At 66.9% G+C, this 15,932-nt stretch carries 17 protein-coding genes; 6 read left to right on the top strand and 11 right to left on the bottom strand.

The window, feature by feature from the left end:
* Positions 1-62: 62 nt before the first annotated feature.
* The 4 genes from HTZ84_RS13835 to HTZ84_RS13820 all read right to left on the bottom strand — a co-directional run bounded on the left by HTZ84_RS13835 (position 63) and on the right by HTZ84_RS13820 (position 3,691).
* Complete coding sequence (locus tag HTZ84_RS13835; RefSeq protein ID WP_174681218.1) at positions 63-521, bottom strand: DUF1330 domain-containing protein; 459 nt, start codon at positions 519-521, stop codon at positions 63-65.
* Positions 522-894: 373 nt separating this feature from the next.
* Positions 895-1,647: an ABC transporter permease gene (locus HTZ84_RS13830; RefSeq protein ID WP_174681217.1), complete on the bottom strand. Its 753-nt coding sequence runs from the start codon at positions 1,645-1,647 to the stop codon at positions 895-897.
* Entirely contained in the window at positions 1,644-2,426 is a 783-nt protein-coding gene (locus tag HTZ84_RS13825; protein ID WP_174681216.1) for an ABC transporter ATP-binding protein, read from the bottom strand. Before HTZ84_RS13825 ends, HTZ84_RS13830 begins: the two co-directional genes overlap by 4 nt.
* The gene (locus HTZ84_RS13820; protein WP_174681215.1) at positions 2,423-3,691 is read right to left on the bottom strand and encodes an ABC transporter substrate-binding protein; all 1,269 of its coding nucleotides are present in this window, start codon (positions 3,689-3,691) and stop codon (positions 2,423-2,425) included. The genes HTZ84_RS13825 and HTZ84_RS13820 overlap by 4 nt, the downstream gene beginning before the upstream one ends.
* A gap of 273 nt (positions 3,692-3,964) precedes the next feature.
* On the opposite strand from HTZ84_RS13820, the gene HTZ84_RS13815 reads away from it, so the two are divergent.
* From HTZ84_RS13815 to HTZ84_RS13805, 3 genes are read left to right on the top strand one after another with little or no spacing between them, the layout of a single operon-like run.
* Complete coding sequence (locus tag HTZ84_RS13815; protein ID WP_174681214.1) at positions 3,965-4,867, top strand: hypothetical protein; 903 nt, start codon at positions 3,965-3,967, stop codon at positions 4,865-4,867.
* A gap of 6 nt (positions 4,868-4,873) precedes the next feature.
* Positions 4,874-6,583 (top strand): pyrroloquinoline quinone-dependent dehydrogenase, encoded by a 1,710-nt coding sequence (locus HTZ84_RS13810; protein ID WP_174681213.1) that lies wholly within the window; start codon positions 4,874-4,876, stop codon positions 6,581-6,583.
* A 43-nt stretch (positions 6,584-6,626) separates the two neighbouring features.
* Positions 6,627-8,147 (top strand): plastocyanin/azurin family copper-binding protein, encoded by a 1,521-nt coding sequence (locus tag HTZ84_RS13805; protein ID WP_174681212.1) that lies wholly within the window; start codon positions 6,627-6,629, stop codon positions 8,145-8,147.
* Between the two features lie 140 nt (positions 8,148-8,287).
* Here HTZ84_RS13805 and HTZ84_RS13800 read toward each other — a convergent pair whose 3' ends face one another.
* The 3 genes from HTZ84_RS13800 to HTZ84_RS13790 all read right to left on the bottom strand — a co-directional run bounded on the left by HTZ84_RS13800 (position 8,288) and on the right by HTZ84_RS13790 (position 11,236).
* A complete protein-coding gene (locus tag HTZ84_RS13800; RefSeq protein ID WP_174681211.1) occupies positions 8,288-9,388 on the bottom strand; it encodes a sodium:calcium antiporter in 1,101 nt (366 codons plus the stop codon).
* A gap of 102 nt (positions 9,389-9,490) precedes the next feature.
* Positions 9,491-10,588, bottom strand: a complete 1,098-nt coding sequence (locus HTZ84_RS13795; RefSeq protein WP_174681210.1) for a sodium:calcium antiporter — start codon at positions 10,586-10,588, stop codon at positions 9,491-9,493.
* A gap of 228 nt (positions 10,589-10,816) precedes the next feature.
* On the bottom strand, positions 10,817-11,236 hold the full coding sequence (locus HTZ84_RS13790) for a GlcG/HbpS family heme-binding protein (RefSeq protein ID WP_174681209.1): 420 nt from the start codon (positions 11,234-11,236) through the stop codon (positions 10,817-10,819).
* A 348-nt stretch (positions 11,237-11,584) separates the two neighbouring features.
* Between HTZ84_RS13790 and HTZ84_RS13785 the strand changes: the two genes are divergently transcribed.
* Entirely contained in the window at positions 11,585-12,745 is a 1,161-nt protein-coding gene (locus HTZ84_RS13785; protein WP_174682590.1) for a glutathione-independent formaldehyde dehydrogenase, read from the top strand.
* Between the two features lie 88 nt (positions 12,746-12,833).
* Here HTZ84_RS13785 and HTZ84_RS13780 read toward each other — a convergent pair whose 3' ends face one another.
* Positions 12,834-13,001, bottom strand: coding sequence for a hypothetical protein (locus tag HTZ84_RS13780; RefSeq protein WP_174681208.1), 168 nt, complete (start codon positions 12,999-13,001; stop codon positions 12,834-12,836).
* A 148-nt stretch (positions 13,002-13,149) separates the two neighbouring features.
* Here HTZ84_RS13780 and HTZ84_RS13775 point away from each other — a divergent pair, with 148 nt between their 5' ends.
* A complete protein-coding gene (locus HTZ84_RS13775) occupies positions 13,150-13,308 on the top strand; it encodes a hypothetical protein (protein WP_174681207.1) in 159 nt (52 codons plus the stop codon).
* An 18-nt stretch (positions 13,309-13,326) separates the two neighbouring features.
* Here HTZ84_RS13775 and HTZ84_RS13770 read toward each other — a convergent pair whose 3' ends face one another.
* On the bottom strand, positions 13,327-14,433 hold the full coding sequence (locus tag HTZ84_RS13770) for a CobW family GTP-binding protein (protein ID WP_174681206.1): 1,107 nt from the start codon (positions 14,431-14,433) through the stop codon (positions 13,327-13,329).
* Positions 14,434-14,614: 181 nt separating this feature from the next.
* Positions 14,615-14,908 (bottom strand): ArsR/SmtB family transcription factor, encoded by a 294-nt coding sequence (locus tag HTZ84_RS13765; RefSeq protein WP_174681205.1) that lies wholly within the window; start codon positions 14,906-14,908, stop codon positions 14,615-14,617.
* A 113-nt stretch (positions 14,909-15,021) separates the two neighbouring features.
* On the opposite strand from HTZ84_RS13765, the gene HTZ84_RS13760 reads away from it, so the two are divergent.
* On the top strand, positions 15,022-15,324 hold the full coding sequence (locus HTZ84_RS13760) for an amphi-Trp domain-containing protein (protein WP_174681204.1): 303 nt from the start codon (positions 15,022-15,024) through the stop codon (positions 15,322-15,324).
* Between the two features lie 13 nt (positions 15,325-15,337).
* Here the strand turns inward: HTZ84_RS13760 and HTZ84_RS13755 are convergent, their stop codons facing one another.
* Positions 15,338-15,901 (bottom strand): hypothetical protein, encoded by a 564-nt coding sequence (locus tag HTZ84_RS13755; RefSeq protein WP_174681203.1) that lies wholly within the window; start codon positions 15,899-15,901, stop codon positions 15,338-15,340.
* Positions 15,902-15,932: the final 31 nt, after the last annotated feature.

Here is a 15,932-nt window from a genome sequence, read left to right as displayed (position 1 = left end):
ACGGGACCCGTTGCAGAGCGGTGCTGAATAGAGAGCGCATCTGCAGCACGCTTCGCTGTTGATCACTCGGCGAATTCGGAAGTGACGACTAGATCCCTGTATTCAGTACTCTCCTCAGCGATTTCTGCTGCCTCTTGATAGGTTTCGTCGGTAAACCAGTTCTGCGCTTCCTCGACGGAGGGGAATTCCAGAACGACCGTTACGTTGTACTCCCACTCGCCTTCGAGTACGTCGACCTCATCGACCGAAAAGACCAGTGTCTCGCCGCCATACTCATCCACCGTTTCACTAGCGATCGGTATGTATTCATTGAGAAAGCGATCCGTGTCCGTTACCTGATTAAGACCGATAAAGTACCCCTTCGGACCCGCGGATTCTCTCGGTTCCTCTTCGGTCGTCTGGTTTTCCTCCTCGCGCCCGCTAGCGGTCGTCATCAGTCCGAGTGCGCTCATCGTGACCGCGCTGGCTTTCAGTACCGTTCGGCGCAGGATACTCTCTCCCGAAGTAGTTCTATTGCTCATGGTCTTTCTCTCTCGCTCCCCGTCGCTGAGTTCTCAGCGAGGGATAGAATACACGTCAACGAGCTACATATACCTGTCATACATATATCGTATTTACTATCCCGAACTTCGAATGATTCTGCATTGATTATAATTCAGTTCGTAAAACCACTGCTCGGAAAAGCCAACCCAACTCGCTTGAAACGAACGAAGTCACTTTGCTGAATCCGTCCTCTGTATGCAGCACGGAGTTAGTGACTGCGATCGGGGGTTTCGGTGCCTCCCTCCTTCGGTAACGTCTCGACCGCACTCATCGTGGGATTCGCGAGTGACGAGAAAGAAAACGACCACCGAGGGCTACTCGCCGTAATCAACCCGCCGCCTCGAGCCCCAGCTACCGCTTCACACCGCGCTGAACGAGCACGACCGTCCCGTACAGCGCTAGCCCCAGCGCCAGCAACACCGCGAGCGCCGCGAGCATCACGTCCGGACGGACGTTCTCCGAGCCCATCAGGATCAGAAAGCCCAGTCCGCGGTCCGCGATCACCCACTCCGCGACGACCGCGCCCACCACCGCGAGGGTCACCGACTGCTTGAGCCCCGCGAAGACGTCCGGCAGCGCGTAGGGGAGGTCGACGTAGACGATCCGCTCGAGCGGGCCGGCGTCGACCGATCGCAGCAGGTCCCGGTGGGCCGACGGCGCGCGCTCGAGGCCGGCGGCGGTGCTCAGCACGAGCGGGAAGAAGGTGATGAGCGCGACGAAGACGACGGCGGTCTCCGTCCCCGTCCCGAGGTAGATCAACAGCAGCGGCGCGACGGCGATCTTCGGCAGGACCCTGACGGTCACCAGATAGGGGTAGACGGCGGTCCGGAACCAGGGGAGGTAGGCGACCAGTACCGCCAGCAGGAAGCCGGCGGCGATCCCGACGCTGCCGCCGTAGAGGACTTTCTCGAGGGTGTACCACGCGTTGTGGACGTACAGCGTCGGGTTCCCGACCAGTCGGGCGACGACGGCGCCGGGCGCGGGCAGGACGAACGCCGGCACGTCGCCGACGACCGTCACCGCCCACCAGCACAGCGCGGCGACGGCCAGCGCGGCGGTCGGGAAGAAGACGTCGCCCGCGAGCGTCCGTATTCGCGTCGTCATCGGTCTCGCCCCCGATCCCGCTCCCGGTCTCGGTCTCGGTCGTGGGCCTCGTGGAGCGTCCGTCGGACGGTCGCCACCTGTTCCTGAAACGCTCGCGAACCGAAGACGTCCGCGTCCCGCGGTTCGGGCAGGTCGATCTCGTAGGCGGCCTCGATCCGGCCCGGTCGCCCGCAGACGACGAGACAGCGATCCGCGAGGAACACCGCCTCGGGGACGCTGTGGGTGACGAAGACGACCGTCTTCCGCTCGCGGCGCCAGACGTCCCGGATCTCGACGCCGAGCTCGTCGCGCGTGATCTCGTCGAGTTCGCCGAACGGCTCGTCCATCAGGAGCACGTCCGCGCCGAGATGGAGCGCGCGAGCGATCGCGACCCGCTGTCGCATGCCGCCGGAGAGTTCACCCGGCCGCGCGTCCGCGAACCCCTCGAGTCCCATCGTCTCGAGCAACGCACGCGCATCGGCCTCGTTCGGCTCCCCGCCGGCCAGTCGCCGGAGAAAGGTGACGTTCTCGAGCGCCGTTTTCCACTGGAAGAGGGTGTGGCGCTGGAAGACGAAGCCGAGGTCGGCACCGGCCTGTGCGGCCGCGGGCGGCTTCCCGTCGATGCGCACGCGGCCGGTCGTCGGCTCCTGGAGGCCGCCGATCGTCCGCAGCAGCGTCGTCTTCCCGCAGCCCGACGGGCCGACGACCGTGACGAACTCGCCGTCGTCGATCCGGAGGTCGACGTCTTCGATCGCGGTGACGTCGTCGAATCGAACCGTGACGTCTGCGAGGTCGATCACGCGCCATCACCGAGCAGCGAACCCTGCGCTAAGGCCGTTCGGAGGCGGTCCCACATCTCGGCTCGGTGCCAGCCCCAGCCGCGGTCGCGGACGACGTCGCCGGTGCCGAAGTCGGACGCCGCGCGAGCGAACGTTCGCCGGATTCGCTCCGGCGGATCGTCGCTCTCCGCCGCGATCCGCTCGGCCGCCGGGCCGGGATCGCGACGCGCCGCGGCCCAGCCGCCGGTCGTCCCCGCGAGGACGTTCGCGATCTCCCGCGTCCGCTCGTCGAGCGTCCGCTCGCGGACGACGATCGTCGGCCCGTAGATCGGGAAGTGATCGGTGATCGGGAGCACGTCGACGGTCGCTCCCTCTCGCTCGAGCTCTCGCGGATCGGCGATCGAGCCGGTCACGACGTCGGCCTCGCCCCGACGGAGGGCGTCGCGCTCCTCGCCGTTCGTATCGACGACGGTGACGTCCTCGTCGACCGCGATCTGCGAGAGGAAGAGTCGTCCGAGCAGGCGCGTCTCGGCGTTCGGCGGCATGCCGACCCGTCGGCCCTCGAGCTGGTCGACGCTCCGCAGCGGCTCGCCGAACGTCTCGCGGACGGTGTAGAGGACGGTCATCGCCCGCTGGTAGCAGAGCGCGACCGGAACGATCGGCTCGCCGGCCGCGCGGGCGCGGACGACCGTCGCGGCGCCGACGACGGCGAGGTCGGCCTCGCCCGAACGCACCCGCTCGAGCGCTCGCCGGGAGCCGTCGCGGTGATCGATCCGGACGTCGACCCCGAACGCGTCGTACCACTCGGCCGCCGCGTAGATCGGGACGTGGAGGGCGTTCGGCCGCCAGTTCAGCGCGAACTCGATCGGCGAGTGCGACGGCGCCGCCGCCTCGGCCCGCGGTTCCGTCGCCGCGCCGCCGCGGACGCTCTCGGCGAGTTCGAGCAGCGCCCGGGCGTGACTCTCGTAGGTCGCTTCGATCGTCTGCTCGACGTCAGCGATCGGTCGCCACGCGGTCCGCGGTCGACCGCCGGACGCGGCCGCGCTGACGGTCGTCCGTTCGACCAGGTCGCGGGACTCGAGTCGCGCCATCGCCTCGCTGATCGTCGTTCGGTTCGTCCCGGTGCCGATCTGCAGGTGAACGTTCGTGGTCGGATCGGTCTCGCGTTCGGCCCGCAAGAGCAGATACGCGAGGATTCGGGCCGGCGTTCGCCCGAGCCCGGCTGCGATGCTGTCGACGATCGGATCGTCCTCGTCGTCGAGTACCCAGACGGAACGCGTTCGCATTGGGGTGTGGTATCTATCCACTCCCTACTGCATAAGGCTAGCACTACGCGCGGGAAGCGAAACCGAACGCGGCGCCGTCGGCGCGCCGGGTGTGCGTTCGGATGCACCGCCAGTGACTGACCTCCGTGAGGTTAGGTCACCTTACAGAATACCGCATTCAATTAGATATTCATTTCTGCCGTCTCCATATTAGTTTAGATATTATATTTTGATGCCGATTCCATTGATAAGTATTATCCAAACACGTGGTGGTCATCTACGTGTAGTGGTAACATGAGTCAGACACCGACTGCGTCGAACACGAAACTCGCGGAACGAGGCGATCTGGCGACGGTGCTCGGCGTCGATACGGCGGGTGAGGAGGACGTAACGTGGACGACCCTCGCGGGGCGGGTCGAACCGCGGTCCGATTCGACGTTCGCCTCGAGCGGGGCGACGATCCGGGCCGACCTCGGTGACCGGCTCGATCCCGACCTGCTCGAGCGCGAGCGCGAGCGAATCGCGGCCGAAATCGGTCGCTTGCCGGACGTCCGCGAGGCGGGCGTTCCGGACGGGCCCGAGGGACTGTATACGGAGGTCGCCGAACCCGGTTGGCGCTTCTACGACCACCTGCTCGAGGCGGACTTCTTCGAGCGCCTCGACGAGACCCTGCCGCGGTTCACCGCCGAGCACGTCGAGACCACGGCGCGCGAGCTGGTCCTGACGGAACCGCTCTCGTCGGCGCTCGACGACGTCGGCTTCGACGAGGGCGAGAAGACGGCGCTGCTTTCCGCCGTCGCCAACGACAGCGAACGGCTCTCTCGGTGGGTCCCGTCGAATCAGATCCCGGACGACGTCGAGTTCGAGACGTCGACCGTACCCCCGTTACACCAGCGGGCGACGGGCGGAGCGCTGCTGTGGATCCGCGGTCTCGACAGACACCTCTGGCAGAACGAGGTGCTCGTCACCGAGGAGATCCTCGACGACGCGGCGTGGTACGTGAAGGCGATGCTGGGCGGGCTCTACGTCACCGCGACGGCCCTCCACGACGTCGCCGCCGACGGACAGCTCACGGACGAGCAGGTGACCGCCGCGCTCACCGCGGGCACGGCCGTCCAGATCGTCGGTCAGGAGGAACTGCTCCACGCCGTCTTCTACATCACGGACGAGATGCGCGCGCCGAGTAAACTGAGGTGATTCCGCATGGCACTTCGCAACGACAGGGCCGTTCAGGCCGCACGCGACATCGAACTGGTAGAGATCGAGGACGGCTATACGCTGGTCGGTGGGCCGGAGGAATCGATCACACAGCAACACGACAGCGACCGAATCCCGGAGGTCGACGTCGATCAGGAGATGCTGAGCAACTCGGGCGAGAATCCGGAATCGTGGCTGATGTACGGCGGCAACTACGAACAGCACCGGGTCACGACCGCCGATCTCATCACGCCCGACACCGTCTCCGACCTCGAGCTCGAGTACGAGCTGTCCGTCGGCACGGGCTCGAGCATGGAGGGGACGCCGATCGTGATCCCGGGCGACCCGCCGGTCATGTACCAGACCAACGGGCCGAATCACATGAAGGCGATCGACCCCCGCGAGGGGGAGGTCCTCTGGAGCTACACCTACGCGGTCCCGATGGGCGTCGAACTCTGCTGTGACGACAACAACCGCGGCGCCGCCGTCTGGGGCGACAAGGTGTACATGACGACGCTCGACTCGGGCGTCGTCGCGCTGAACCGGTACACCGGCGAAGAGGAGTGGTACACGAGCACCGCCGATCACGAGGTCGGCTACTCCGCGACGTGGGCGCCCGTGATCCACGACGGGACGATCTACACGGGTAGCGCCGGCGGCGAATACGGGGTCCTCGGATTCGAGGCCGCGATCGACGCGGAGAGCGGCGAGATCCAGTGGCAGACCGACACGCTCCCCGAGAACGAGTGGGTCGGCGCGAGCCGGGAACACGGCTGCGGGACGACCTGGATGACGCCGACGATCGACGAAGAACGGGGAGTCCTCTACACGGCGGTCGCGAATCCCGGCCCGGACTTCGACGGAACGGTGCGGCCGGGGCCGAACTTCCCGACCTGCGGCACGATCGCGCTGGACTTGGAGAGCGGCGAGTTCCAGTGGGGCTTCCAGAGCAGTCCCCACGACGTCTGGGACTACGACGCGGTCGCACCGCGAGTGCTGCTGCGCGACGTGGACGTCGACGACGGCCCGTCGGAGATGGTCGTCGGCTCCGATAAGACCGGCTGGGTCTACATGATGGACGCCGAGTCCGGCCAGCTCCACGAGCGCAGCGAGGAGATCTGCCAGCACATCAATATGTGGGAGATGATCCCCCACATCAGCGCTGACGAGCGGATCCCGTTCGTTCCGGGGGCGCCGGGCGGCAACGACTGGCAGCCGCCGTCGTACAACCCCGAGACCGGCTACGTCTACGTCGTCCACCAGAACTTCCCGCAGGACCTCTACTGGCGCTACGAGGAGTACAGCGAGGGCAACCCCTACTGGGGCGGGGGACTGGACGATCCGGCCTCCGAGATGCCCGACGAGTGGAACGAGTCGATCACGGCCTTCGCCGCGGTCGATCCGGCGACGGGCGAGCGCGTCTGGCGCGACTGGATCGAGAGCGAGGACGAGTTCTACATGTGGGGCGGCTCGATGTCGACCGCCACGGGGCTCGTCTTCAACGGCACCCAGAACGGCAACCTCGTCGCCTACGACGGCGAGAACGGCGAGCGCCTCTGGGAGCACGAGTTCGACGTCCCGATCAGCGCCTCGCCGATGAGCTGGTACGACCCCGGCGAGGAGAAGCAGTACGTCGCCGTGCAGGTCGGCGGCAGCGGCTGGCTCCGACAGGGGACCCGCGGCGACACGCTCGCCGTGTTCTCGATGGAGGGCTGACGGAATCGACTACCGAGCACCACGAAACCCACAGAACACAACTATGACAAACGAACAACGCTCACGCGAGGACGTTTCCCGTCGCGGCGTGCTGAAGGGAACGGCGGCGCTGGCCGGGACGGCCGCGCTCACCGGCCGTGCCGGGGCCTACCGCGACGTCGTCGATTACCCGCTGCCGGCCGCGCAGGGCGACGTCGAGGGGCGATCGCTCTCGCTGCTCGGCATCGTCGGCGGCTGGGTCGGCGTCGCGCCCGCGGAGATCGACGGCGCTTCGAACCCGCCGCTGCGACTGATGGAAGGCGTAGAGAACGAGATCATCTGGACGAACGGCGACGGGTCGCACCACAACTTCACCGTCGGCGACGAGGAAGGCGAGGTGCTCGAGGCGACGGAGTTCGTGGAGGAACAGGGCGAGTCCACCTCGCTCACGATCACTCCCGAAGAGGGAATGGCCCAGTACTACTGCATCCCGCATCCGGTCCAGATGCGCGGTCCGATCGAACTGGTCGATCCGGGGGAGGTCCACGAACTCAGCGTCCGCGTCGAGGACGAGAACGGCGATCCGCTCGGCGCCGAGGTGTTCGTCGGGGATCACCACTCCTTCTCCGACATCGCCGGCCGTCCCGATCCGGATCAGCAGGGAGAGCAAGGCGAAGAGTCACAGGAGCAAGAACCGGATCCGGGTGAACAGACGGGCGACGACGAGCAAGCGGAGACGGTGCCCGAGGGGAACGAAACCACCGACCAGGGCGGGAACGAAACGGACACCGGCGGCGCTCAGGAGCAAGGGCTGGAGGAGGAGACGCCGGCCGACGAGGACGCCCCGGCGATCGCCCGCTTCGACATGCTCGAGGACGGCGAGTACGACCTCGAGGTCTGGACCTACGGTCACGAGCGGGTCACCGACACGGTCGAAATCGACGGCGAGGATCAGGAGATCACCGTCACGCTGCCCGCCGTCGATCCGGGCGAACCGACCGAGACCTTCTCGATGCGTCTCGAGGACGGTCAGTGGGTCGGACAGGAGCCCGAGGCGATCGCCGACCAGGCGAACCCGACGCTCGAACTCGAGGCGGACGAGACCTACGCGATCGAGTGGGAGAACGGGATCGGTCGCCTCCAGCCCGAGCGGGAGAACCGGGTCTTCGAACCCCTCCCCGGCCACAACTTCGTGATCGCCAGCGGCGGCGACACCAACGAGTGGAACACGTACGTCCGCTCGCCGTTCACCAGCGAGGAAGGCGCCACGCAGACCGTCGAATTCGTCGCCGACGAGCGGATGGGCGTCTACCTGGACCAGTCGCAACTCGATGCGGTCGGCGAGATCTCCATCGGTGGCGCGGCCGACGGCGAGGCGGCTCCCGCCGGTGACGAACCGGCCGAGGCGGACGGCAACGAGACGACCACCGTGAACGGCAACGAAACCGCCGACGCGGCGGGCAACGAGACGATCGACGGAGCCGGTAACGAGACGGACGACAACGCGACGATCGAGGCCGATAACGAGACGATCGCCGGACCCGCTAACGAGACGGCCGATAACGAGACGACTGACGACGACTGACGCCGGTTCTCCGTCCGGCGCTTTTCTTCGGTGCGGCTCCGACCCGCGTAGCGCGTTCGCCGCCGGGTCTGAACCCGCTCGAGCGCGGTCCGTTGCGCCGTCGACGACCGCGGATTCGCGAGCGAACGGCCGCGCTCGCGTCACGCGTAGTTCGCGATCCAGTAGCCGACGTAGAGCGCGATCAGCGCCGCGCCGCCCGCCCGCGTCACGCGACCGCGAGCGAACAGTCCGGCGACCACGAGCAGGCACGCGGCGAGAAACGGCCAGTGGACCGTCATCACCGCGCCCGCGGTATCGACGGGGCGCAGCAGCGCGATGATTCCGACGTTGGCCGTCACGTAGAACACCGTGCTCCCGACGACGTTCCCCACGGCGAGGTGGGCCCGGCCCCGTCGGACCGGTTCGACGGTGAGCGCCAACTCCTCGATCGAGGCGATGAATGAGAGCACCGTCGCGCCGAACGCGAGCCCCGAGACGCCCAGCGCCACGAAGATCCCCTCGGCGCTCACCACCGTGAGCCCGGAGCCGACCGTCATGCCGACGATCGCGAGGAGGGCGACGGCGAGGCTGAACCGGCCGCTCTTCCCCTCGAGGTCGGGGACGAACTCGTCGAGGTCGAGGTCCAGATCGAGATCGGCGTCGCGGTCGGGTGCGGGCGCTCGATCGCCCCCGTTGGGTTCCGCGTCCGCGCCCGCGTTCGCCGTCGATCCCGCCGCTCCGGCCGTCTCCGCGTCCGCCTCGAGGTCGACGACCTCCTCGACCTCCCCCGAGAGCAGGAACGTCGTCTCCGAGCGGCGCTCGCGCCAGAAGATGCCGGCGAGCAGCGGGATAAACAGGACCGTCAGGATCGCGCCATCGGTCCAGTCGAGCGTCCCGTCGAGCGAGAGCGCGAACGCCGGAAGGGGGACGAGGACGAGCAACAGCAGGTAGATCCGCGGGACGGCCATCCGAAAGGGGACGGCCAGCCCCGCGACGCCGACGGCGACCGCGAGGACGAACAGCGACTCGCCGAACACCGTCCCGAGCGCGAGGGTCGGGAGGTCGACGAACGCCGCCGTGACACCGAGGATCGCGTTCTCGAGGTCGATCCCGGCGAGGAGGACCGCGAGGAAAAAGCCGGAGATACCGAGCGAGACGGCGCTCCGGGCGACGGCCTCGATGAAGACCTCGACGCACCAGATCACGAGGACGACGCCCGTCAGGAACAGGGCGGCGAGACCGACGAGCTCCGCGGCGCTCATACGCACGCCGAAACGACGGCGCGGCACTTAATTCCGGGCGTCGGATCGGTTCTCGCGATCGATCCCCGTCGACCGGTCGGGTCGACGGCGGCGATCGGGGCGTCAGTCCGGGATCGGAACGCCGCCGAAGACGAAGAGCGCGAGGAGCCAGTAGGCGGCGTACAGTCCGGCGAGGACGAAGCCGTGTCGCCGCCGGAGTCGTCCGGTGGCGATGGCGGCGGCGGCGACGGCGGTCAGGCCGATCACCGCGGGGAGGTGAAAGACGAGCACGGACGGCGGAATCGCCACGTCCGCGACGAGCGCGATGACGCCGACGTTCGCCGTGACGGAGAACATGACGCTGCCGACGACGTGACCGATCCCGATCTCCGGGATCCCCCGGCGGACCGGTTCGATCGTCAGCAGCAGGTTCTCGAACGTCAGGACCAGCGTGAGGACGGTCGCGCCGAAGACGGTCTCCTCGATTCCCCACGACTCGACGATCGCTTCCGACCCCGCCTCGAGCAGGAGCGCGCCCGCGGCGACTCCGACGAGCGCGAGCAGCGACAGGCCGAGCCAGAACGCCCCCTCGTGGCGCGATCCGGTGACGAACCGGTCCTCGGGAATCTCCTCGAGAACCGTTCCGCGGTCGATGTTCGCGAGGTCGAGTCGGTCGATCGGCACGCCGCCGTCGGCCTCGATGCGTTCCGCGATCTCCGAGTCCCTGAACACCGGCACGTCGCGCTGGTACTCCCGGCCGACGACGTAGCCGAGGAGGGCGACGAACGCCGCCACGAGGACGAGACCGTGGACGGCGCCGAGCGTGCCCGCGAGGACGAACGGAACCAGGAGAAACGGCGAGAGGACGAACAGCGCCAGGTAATCCCGGGGCACCTCGACGGGAAACGGCCGAACGATCGCCGCGACCGCCAGCGTGATCCCGGTGATCGCGAGCGCGGTTCCGAACGCCGTGCCGAGCGCGACGCGCTCGAGACCGCCCGCGCCGAACACCAGTGCGACGACGGTGTCGTCGAACTCGAAGCCCGTGAAGATGATCGCGAGCGTGAAGATCGAGACGCCGAGACCGATCGCGGCCCGGGTGAGATAGCTGATGAGTTTCTCGACGCTGTAGGTGAGCACGACCGCCCCGACGACGAGAACGACGTACGCGAACCACGGTCCCTGTCCCTCGATGGCGCTCTCGAGGAGGTCTTCGACCATGGCCTACTGCATGCTAGCTGCCAACATATAACTAACAACCCGGAGAGGGAATTCCGTTGGAAATCTATACACGCGTCGCGGATCGGCCGGCGGTGCGATCGTCGGGACGGACGAACCGCCGGCCGTCGAGTGAACCGCAACGACGCCGGTGGAGCTAGTGTGGTCCGTTTCCGACCTGAAATCCGCCGTCCGGGTCGGCGCGCGACGAACGCCGAACGCCGTGACTCGTTACGGAGAGTTCTCTTCGAAGCGGTCGACCCCCGACTCCGCGACGTCCATGTCCTGCTCGACCGCGCCGCCGCTGACGCCGATCGCCCCGACGACGTCGCCGTCTCGCATCAGCGGGTATCCGCCGCCGAAAATGACCATCCGTCCCTGGTTGGTATTCTGCAGGCCGTACAGCGATTCGCCCGGCCGGGTCGGATCGGCCAGTTCGTGCGTCGGCATGTCCAGCGCGGCCGCCGTGTAGGCCTTGTTCCGCGAAATATCGATCGACGCGAGCCACGCGCCGTCCATCCGGTGTTGGGCGACGAGGTTGCCCTCCGAGTTCGCGACCGCGATCACCATCGGATTGTCTATCTCTTCGGCTCGCTGCTCTGCCGCGTCGATGACCTCCTTCGCCGTGTCGAGCTGTACTGAATTGACCATGCGGCAGAGTCCCACACCACGGAGGGTGATAAATGCCTTCTGCGAAAATTCGATTATATACTATCAGTGATGGGTGTGGGATCAACCGGCTGGACTGTCGCTCTCGCCGGCAGTTGTCCGGTTCCCCTGGCGAGATGCGGGACCGTCTCGTGACGGTAGTCGCGCGCCGCCGGCGAACGAGACTGGACGGTCGATCGGACGCTCCGGCCGAACCCAGAATCGTTCGTGCCGGTACGTCTTCTCCTCGGAACGAACGGGCGTTAAACGATCGTCCTCGAGCGCAGCGACCACGCGAAGGTTTACAACGGAGTTCGTCGTCCGTTCATCGAGGTTTGATAACTAATGTCAATGGACGCCGTCGTCTATCAGGGACCGCAGGAGGTAGCCGTCGAGTCGGTCGACGAGCCCGAAATCGAACACGAGAACGACGTCATCGTCGATATCACGACGACGTGCATCTGTGGGTCGGACCTCCACATGTACGAGGGGCGGACCTCGGCCGATCCGGGGATCGTCTTCGGTCACGAGAACATGGGCAACGTGATCGAGACCGGCGACGCCGTCACGTCGCTCGAGGAGGGCGACCGCGTCGTGATGCCGTTCAACGTCGCTTGCGGGTTCTGCCGCAACTGCGAGAACGGGTATACCGGGTTCTGTACCAACGTCAATCCCGGCTTCGCCGGGGGCGCGTACGGCTACGTCGCGATGGGACCGTACAAGGGCGGACAGGCGGAGAAACTCCGGGTCCCCTACGCCGACTTTAACGCGCTGAAACTGCCGGAGGGCGACGAACACGAGGACGCCTTCGCGCTCCTCGCGGACATCTTCCCGACGGGGTGGCACGGCACCCGACTCGCGAACCTGCAACCCGGCGAATCGATCGCGATCTTCGGGGCCGGTCCCGTCGGCCTGATGGCCGCCTACAGCGCCAAGATCCAGGGCGCCTCGGAGATCTACGTCGTCGACCGCGTCGAGAGCCGCCTCGACCTGGCCGAGGACCACTGCGACGCTCGCCCGATCAATTTCGAGGAGAGCGATCCCGTCGAACAGATCAAGGACCTGCACGGCGGCGGGGTCGACACCGGCGTCGACGCCGTGGGGTATCAGGCGATCGACCCCGAGACGGATCCGACCGACGACGCCTATGACCCGGCCCGAGAGAACCCGGCGGTCGTGATCAACCAGCTCATCCAGACCGTCCGCCCGACCGGAGAGCTCGGCATTCCGGGGCTGTACGTCCCGTCGGATCCCGGCGCGCCCGACGAGATGGCGGCCCAGGGACGACTCGGGATCGACTTCGGGAAACTCTTCGAGAAGGGCCAGAAGCTGGGTACCGGCCAGACCAACGTCAAGGCGTACAACCGGCAGCTCCGGGACATGATCATCGAGGGGCGGGCCGACCCCAGCTGGGTCGTCTCCCACCGCGTCGACCTGGAGCGCGCTCCCGAGATGTACGAGAAGTTCGACGAGCGCGAGGAGGGCGTCATCAAGGTCTTACTCGAGCCGTAGCCGTCTCGCCGGCGGTCCCGGTCTAGCGGTCGTTTCGAAGCGACCGATCGGACCGGGTCCGCGACGGGAGTCGCGAGCGAGTCCGACGTTAGCTTCGCAGCCACGCCGTCGGGTGTTCCTCGCGGAGGTGATCCTGATACCGCTCGATCAGTTCCGGATAGGCGTCCGCGACCGCGCGCCACTCGCAGCGATCGCACTCCCGTTCGACCGCGTCGGTCGCGCTACGAACGTATCCGCCCCGTCGTTTCGCGCTCATCGTCGCGTCCTCGCGCCGGTATCGGTCTTCTGGCCCGTTCGACGATCACTCTCGCCGATGCCGCCGTCGCTTCGCTCTGTCGCTTGCGACCGGCTCGAGCGCCGCGTGCGGCAAAACGGGTATGTCGTCGACCGGCGTAGCTCGACGCATGTGCCAGTACTGCAGCTACTCCCTCCACGACGGCTGGACGCGGCTGCTCGAGTACGACGACGTCTATCAGAACGCCGTCCCCGATCGGACGACGGACCGGTCGACCCACGGCTTTCACGAGTCCTGGGAGGAACTCAGCGACGAGTTGGAGCTGTGAGAACTCGATCGCGGGCAACTACAGCGGGAACGGGTCGGCCGTCGCTGCCGTCCCCTCCGGGTCGTCGCCGTCGACCAGACACGCCTCGAGTTCCTCGCGAATCCGTTCCTCGTTCATGTCTCGGCCGATGAACACGAGCCGCGTGCGACGGTCGTCGTCGGGCCGCCACTCGCCGATCGGGCCGGCCCTGACCGACGGCCCGGCCTGACTGACGCCGATCACCTGCTCCCGGTTCGCGACGTAACAGACGCCCTTGGCGCGGACGATCGCGCTGTCCCAGTCCTCGAGCCAGGCCGCGAGTCGCTCCGGATGGAACGGTCGATCGAACCGGACGACGAACGACGAAACGCCGTGCATCTCGGCGGCGGTTCGCCCCGCGTCGTGATCGTGCCCGTCCTCACCCCCGCGGAGGTGGCGCTTCCACCCCGGGGAGCGCTTCGCCCGCTCGAAGTCGAACCGGCCGGTGTCGAGTACGACGTCCGGATCGACCTCGCAGTAGCTCGTTCGGAGCCGTTTCGCACGCGGCTGGAGGGTCTCGACGACCGCGTCGATCTCCTCGAGGACGTCCTCGGGGACCATATCGGACTTGTTGAGCAGCAAGACGTCGCAGAACTCGATCCCCTCGACGAGGACCTCGCTCAGCGGCCGGTCGGCGTCCGGTTGCGCACCCTCCGGAAGCCGCTCTCCGGCGTCGAACTCCTTCCAGAACCCGTACGTATCGAGGACGGTCACCATCGTGTCCAGCCGAAACAGGGTCGTCGGATCCACGTCGCTGTCGTCGGTCCCCTCGGTGAACACCTGCGCCACGGGAATCGGTTCGCTGATCCCCGAGGACTCGACCAGCAGGTAGTCGAACGTTCGGCGCTCCGCCAGCCGCCGTGCTTCCTCGAGGAGATCCCCCCGTAACCGACAGCAGATGCAGCCGTTCGAGAGGTCGACGATTCCCTCCTCGTCGGTTTCTCGCGCGATGCGGTCCGCGTCGACGTTGATCTCTCCCATGTCGTTGACGATCACCGCCACCCGCCGTCCGCCCGGGTTCGACAGCACGTGATTGATCAGCGTCGTCTTTCCCGCCCCGAGGTAGCCGGTGACGACGGTGACGGGAATCGGGCCGTTTACTGTCATACGATACCGTCCACCACGACGGGTGCGCTACTAAGTGACCGGTCGGGCACCGCCGACAGTATCGAACGCGGGACTGTTAGGCATCGACCGGACGAGCCTCGAACGACCGCCTCACGTCGCTGCTCGAGCGGCGACCGCTGCCGCTGTGGCGGCGGGCGCGAACCGTACCGCGGTCGGTCGCTCACCGATCGGACGGATCCGACGCGTCGATCTCGTCGGCCTGCAGGACGAACGTCCGCTCCGGCGGCGGCGCGATCCGCAACTCGAGCGAACGCGTGAGTCGGTAGTACTTCCGGTTACCGCGCATGTACCACTCGACCAGATCGGCGTCCTCGAGCGTCGAGAGGTGGTGGACGGCGCTCGTCCCGTCCATGCCGACCGCCTCGGCGAGTTCGGAGACGTACTTCGGCCCCCGGGAGAGTTCGCGCAGAATCTCGAGTCGGGTCCCGTTGCCCAGTACCTCGATCAGGGACATGGAGTCACGTGGGTCGCCGGCCCAAGAAGGATTTCGCCGGTACGCTCCCCCTACATACAGGATTCGAAGGACGTTGGTGCAGGTTTATGCCGGTAAGTGTGGTACTAAATCCCATGTCCGATCGAGTCACGCTCCCGGAGGATCGCGACCGCGACCGGCGGACGATCACCGACGGGTTCTTCGAACGAGAGGTGTACCTCTCGCGGCAGGAGACGGCCGCGTTCCTCCGGGAACTCGCCGATCAGCTCGAGGCCGACACGCGGGTGACGGTGGCGGGGTCGACGTGGGAGATCCCCTTCGAGTACCGCGATCCGGTCGAGGTCGAGATCGAGTTCGCGAGCAAGCGCGAGCGGGAACTCGAGATCGAACTCGAGTTCACCGAACGGGGCGAGGGATCGGACCTCTCCGTCCGCTGACCGCCGACGAGTCTCAGTCCCGGTCCTTCCACAGCCGCCAGAGCGCGCGGTACAGCGTCCACATGTCGCAGTCGAATCGGTCGCCGAGCGAGCGACAGCGCTCGAGATACGACTCGTAGTCCGCGACCGACGGGGGTTCGGGGTACGGTTCGGACAGCTCTCCCGAGTCGGCGAGCGCGGTCCACTCGCGTTCGCCGACGACGATGCACTGCTGGGGATCGACAAAGAACAGGAACGCCGACGCGACCGGGACGTCGACGCCCTCGAGGGCGGTCAGTCGGCCGATCCGATCGGCGGGATCGGTCGCCGCGGCGACGTCGGTGATCGCGTCTCGAACGGTCTCGAACTCGTTTCGCCCGAACCGCTCCTCGCGCTCCCGACGGCGGGCGTCGGGGATCGCACCGAGGAGGCGCCGGTAGTACCACTGGACGACCCACTCGGCGTCGCGACGGCCGAACTCGCCCGCGGCGAACGCGTCCGGAAGCGTCTCGATCGACTCCCGTTCGACGGAGTAGAGGGGTTCGCGCTCGCGGTACTCGTCGGCGTTCGCTTCGAGCACCGATCGGGTGAGTCCCATTCCTGTGATACAGTTTGCCACGCGCGGCCGT

This window comes from Haloterrigena gelatinilytica (assembly GCF_013342145.1).
Taxonomy (GTDB): domain Archaea; phylum Halobacteriota; class Halobacteria; order Halobacteriales; family Natrialbaceae; genus Haloterrigena; species Haloterrigena gelatinilytica.
This window is presented reverse-complemented; position numbering and strand designations above follow the sequence as displayed.

What these genes read in the sequence shown, in the direction of transcription:
- HTZ84_RS13805 (WP_174681212.1), top strand. Translation starts at nt 6,627, where the DNA reads ATGACAAACGAACAACGCTCACGCGAGGACGTTTCCCGTCGCGGCGTG.
- HTZ84_RS13785 (WP_174682590.1), top strand. Translation starts at nt 11,585, where the DNA reads ATGGACGCCGTCGTCTATCAGGGACCGCAGGAGGTAGCCGTCGAGTCG.
- HTZ84_RS13800 (WP_174681211.1), bottom strand. Translation starts at nt 9,388, where the DNA reads ATGAGCGCCGCGGAGCTCGTCGGTCTCGCCGCCCTGTTCCTGACGGGC.
- HTZ84_RS13830 (WP_174681217.1), bottom strand. Translation starts at nt 1,647, where the DNA reads ATGACGACGCGAATACGGACGCTCGCGGGCGACGTCTTCTTCCCGACC.
- HTZ84_RS13815 (WP_174681214.1), top strand. Translation starts at nt 3,965, where the DNA reads ATGAGTCAGACACCGACTGCGTCGAACACGAAACTCGCGGAACGAGGC.
- HTZ84_RS13835 (WP_174681218.1), bottom strand. Translation starts at nt 521, where the DNA reads ATGAGCAATAGAACTACTTCGGGAGAGAGTATCCTGCGCCGAACGGTA.
- HTZ84_RS13765 (WP_174681205.1), bottom strand. Translation starts at nt 14,908, where the DNA reads ATGTCCCTGATCGAGGTACTGGGCAACGGGACCCGACTCGAGATTCTG.
- HTZ84_RS13795 (WP_174681210.1), bottom strand. Translation starts at nt 10,588, where the DNA reads ATGGTCGAAGACCTCCTCGAGAGCGCCATCGAGGGACAGGGACCGTGG.
- HTZ84_RS13810 (WP_174681213.1), top strand. Translation starts at nt 4,874, where the DNA reads ATGGCACTTCGCAACGACAGGGCCGTTCAGGCCGCACGCGACATCGAA.
- HTZ84_RS13760 (WP_174681204.1), top strand. Translation starts at nt 15,022, where the DNA reads ATGTCCGATCGAGTCACGCTCCCGGAGGATCGCGACCGCGACCGGCGG.
- HTZ84_RS13755 (WP_174681203.1), bottom strand. Translation starts at nt 15,901, where the DNA reads ATGGGACTCACCCGATCGGTGCTCGAAGCGAACGCCGACGAGTACCGC.
- HTZ84_RS13770 (WP_174681206.1), bottom strand. Translation starts at nt 14,433, where the DNA reads ATGACAGTAAACGGCCCGATTCCCGTCACCGTCGTCACCGGCTACCTC.
- HTZ84_RS13775 (WP_174681207.1), top strand. Translation starts at nt 13,150, where the DNA reads ATGTGCCAGTACTGCAGCTACTCCCTCCACGACGGCTGGACGCGGCTG.
- HTZ84_RS13820 (WP_174681215.1), bottom strand. Translation starts at nt 3,691, where the DNA reads ATGCGAACGCGTTCCGTCTGGGTACTCGACGACGAGGACGATCCGATC.
- HTZ84_RS13780 (WP_174681208.1), bottom strand. Translation starts at nt 13,001, where the DNA reads ATGAGCGCGAAACGACGGGGCGGATACGTTCGTAGCGCGACCGACGCG.
- HTZ84_RS13790 (WP_174681209.1), bottom strand. Translation starts at nt 11,236, where the DNA reads ATGGTCAATTCAGTACAGCTCGACACGGCGAAGGAGGTCATCGACGCG.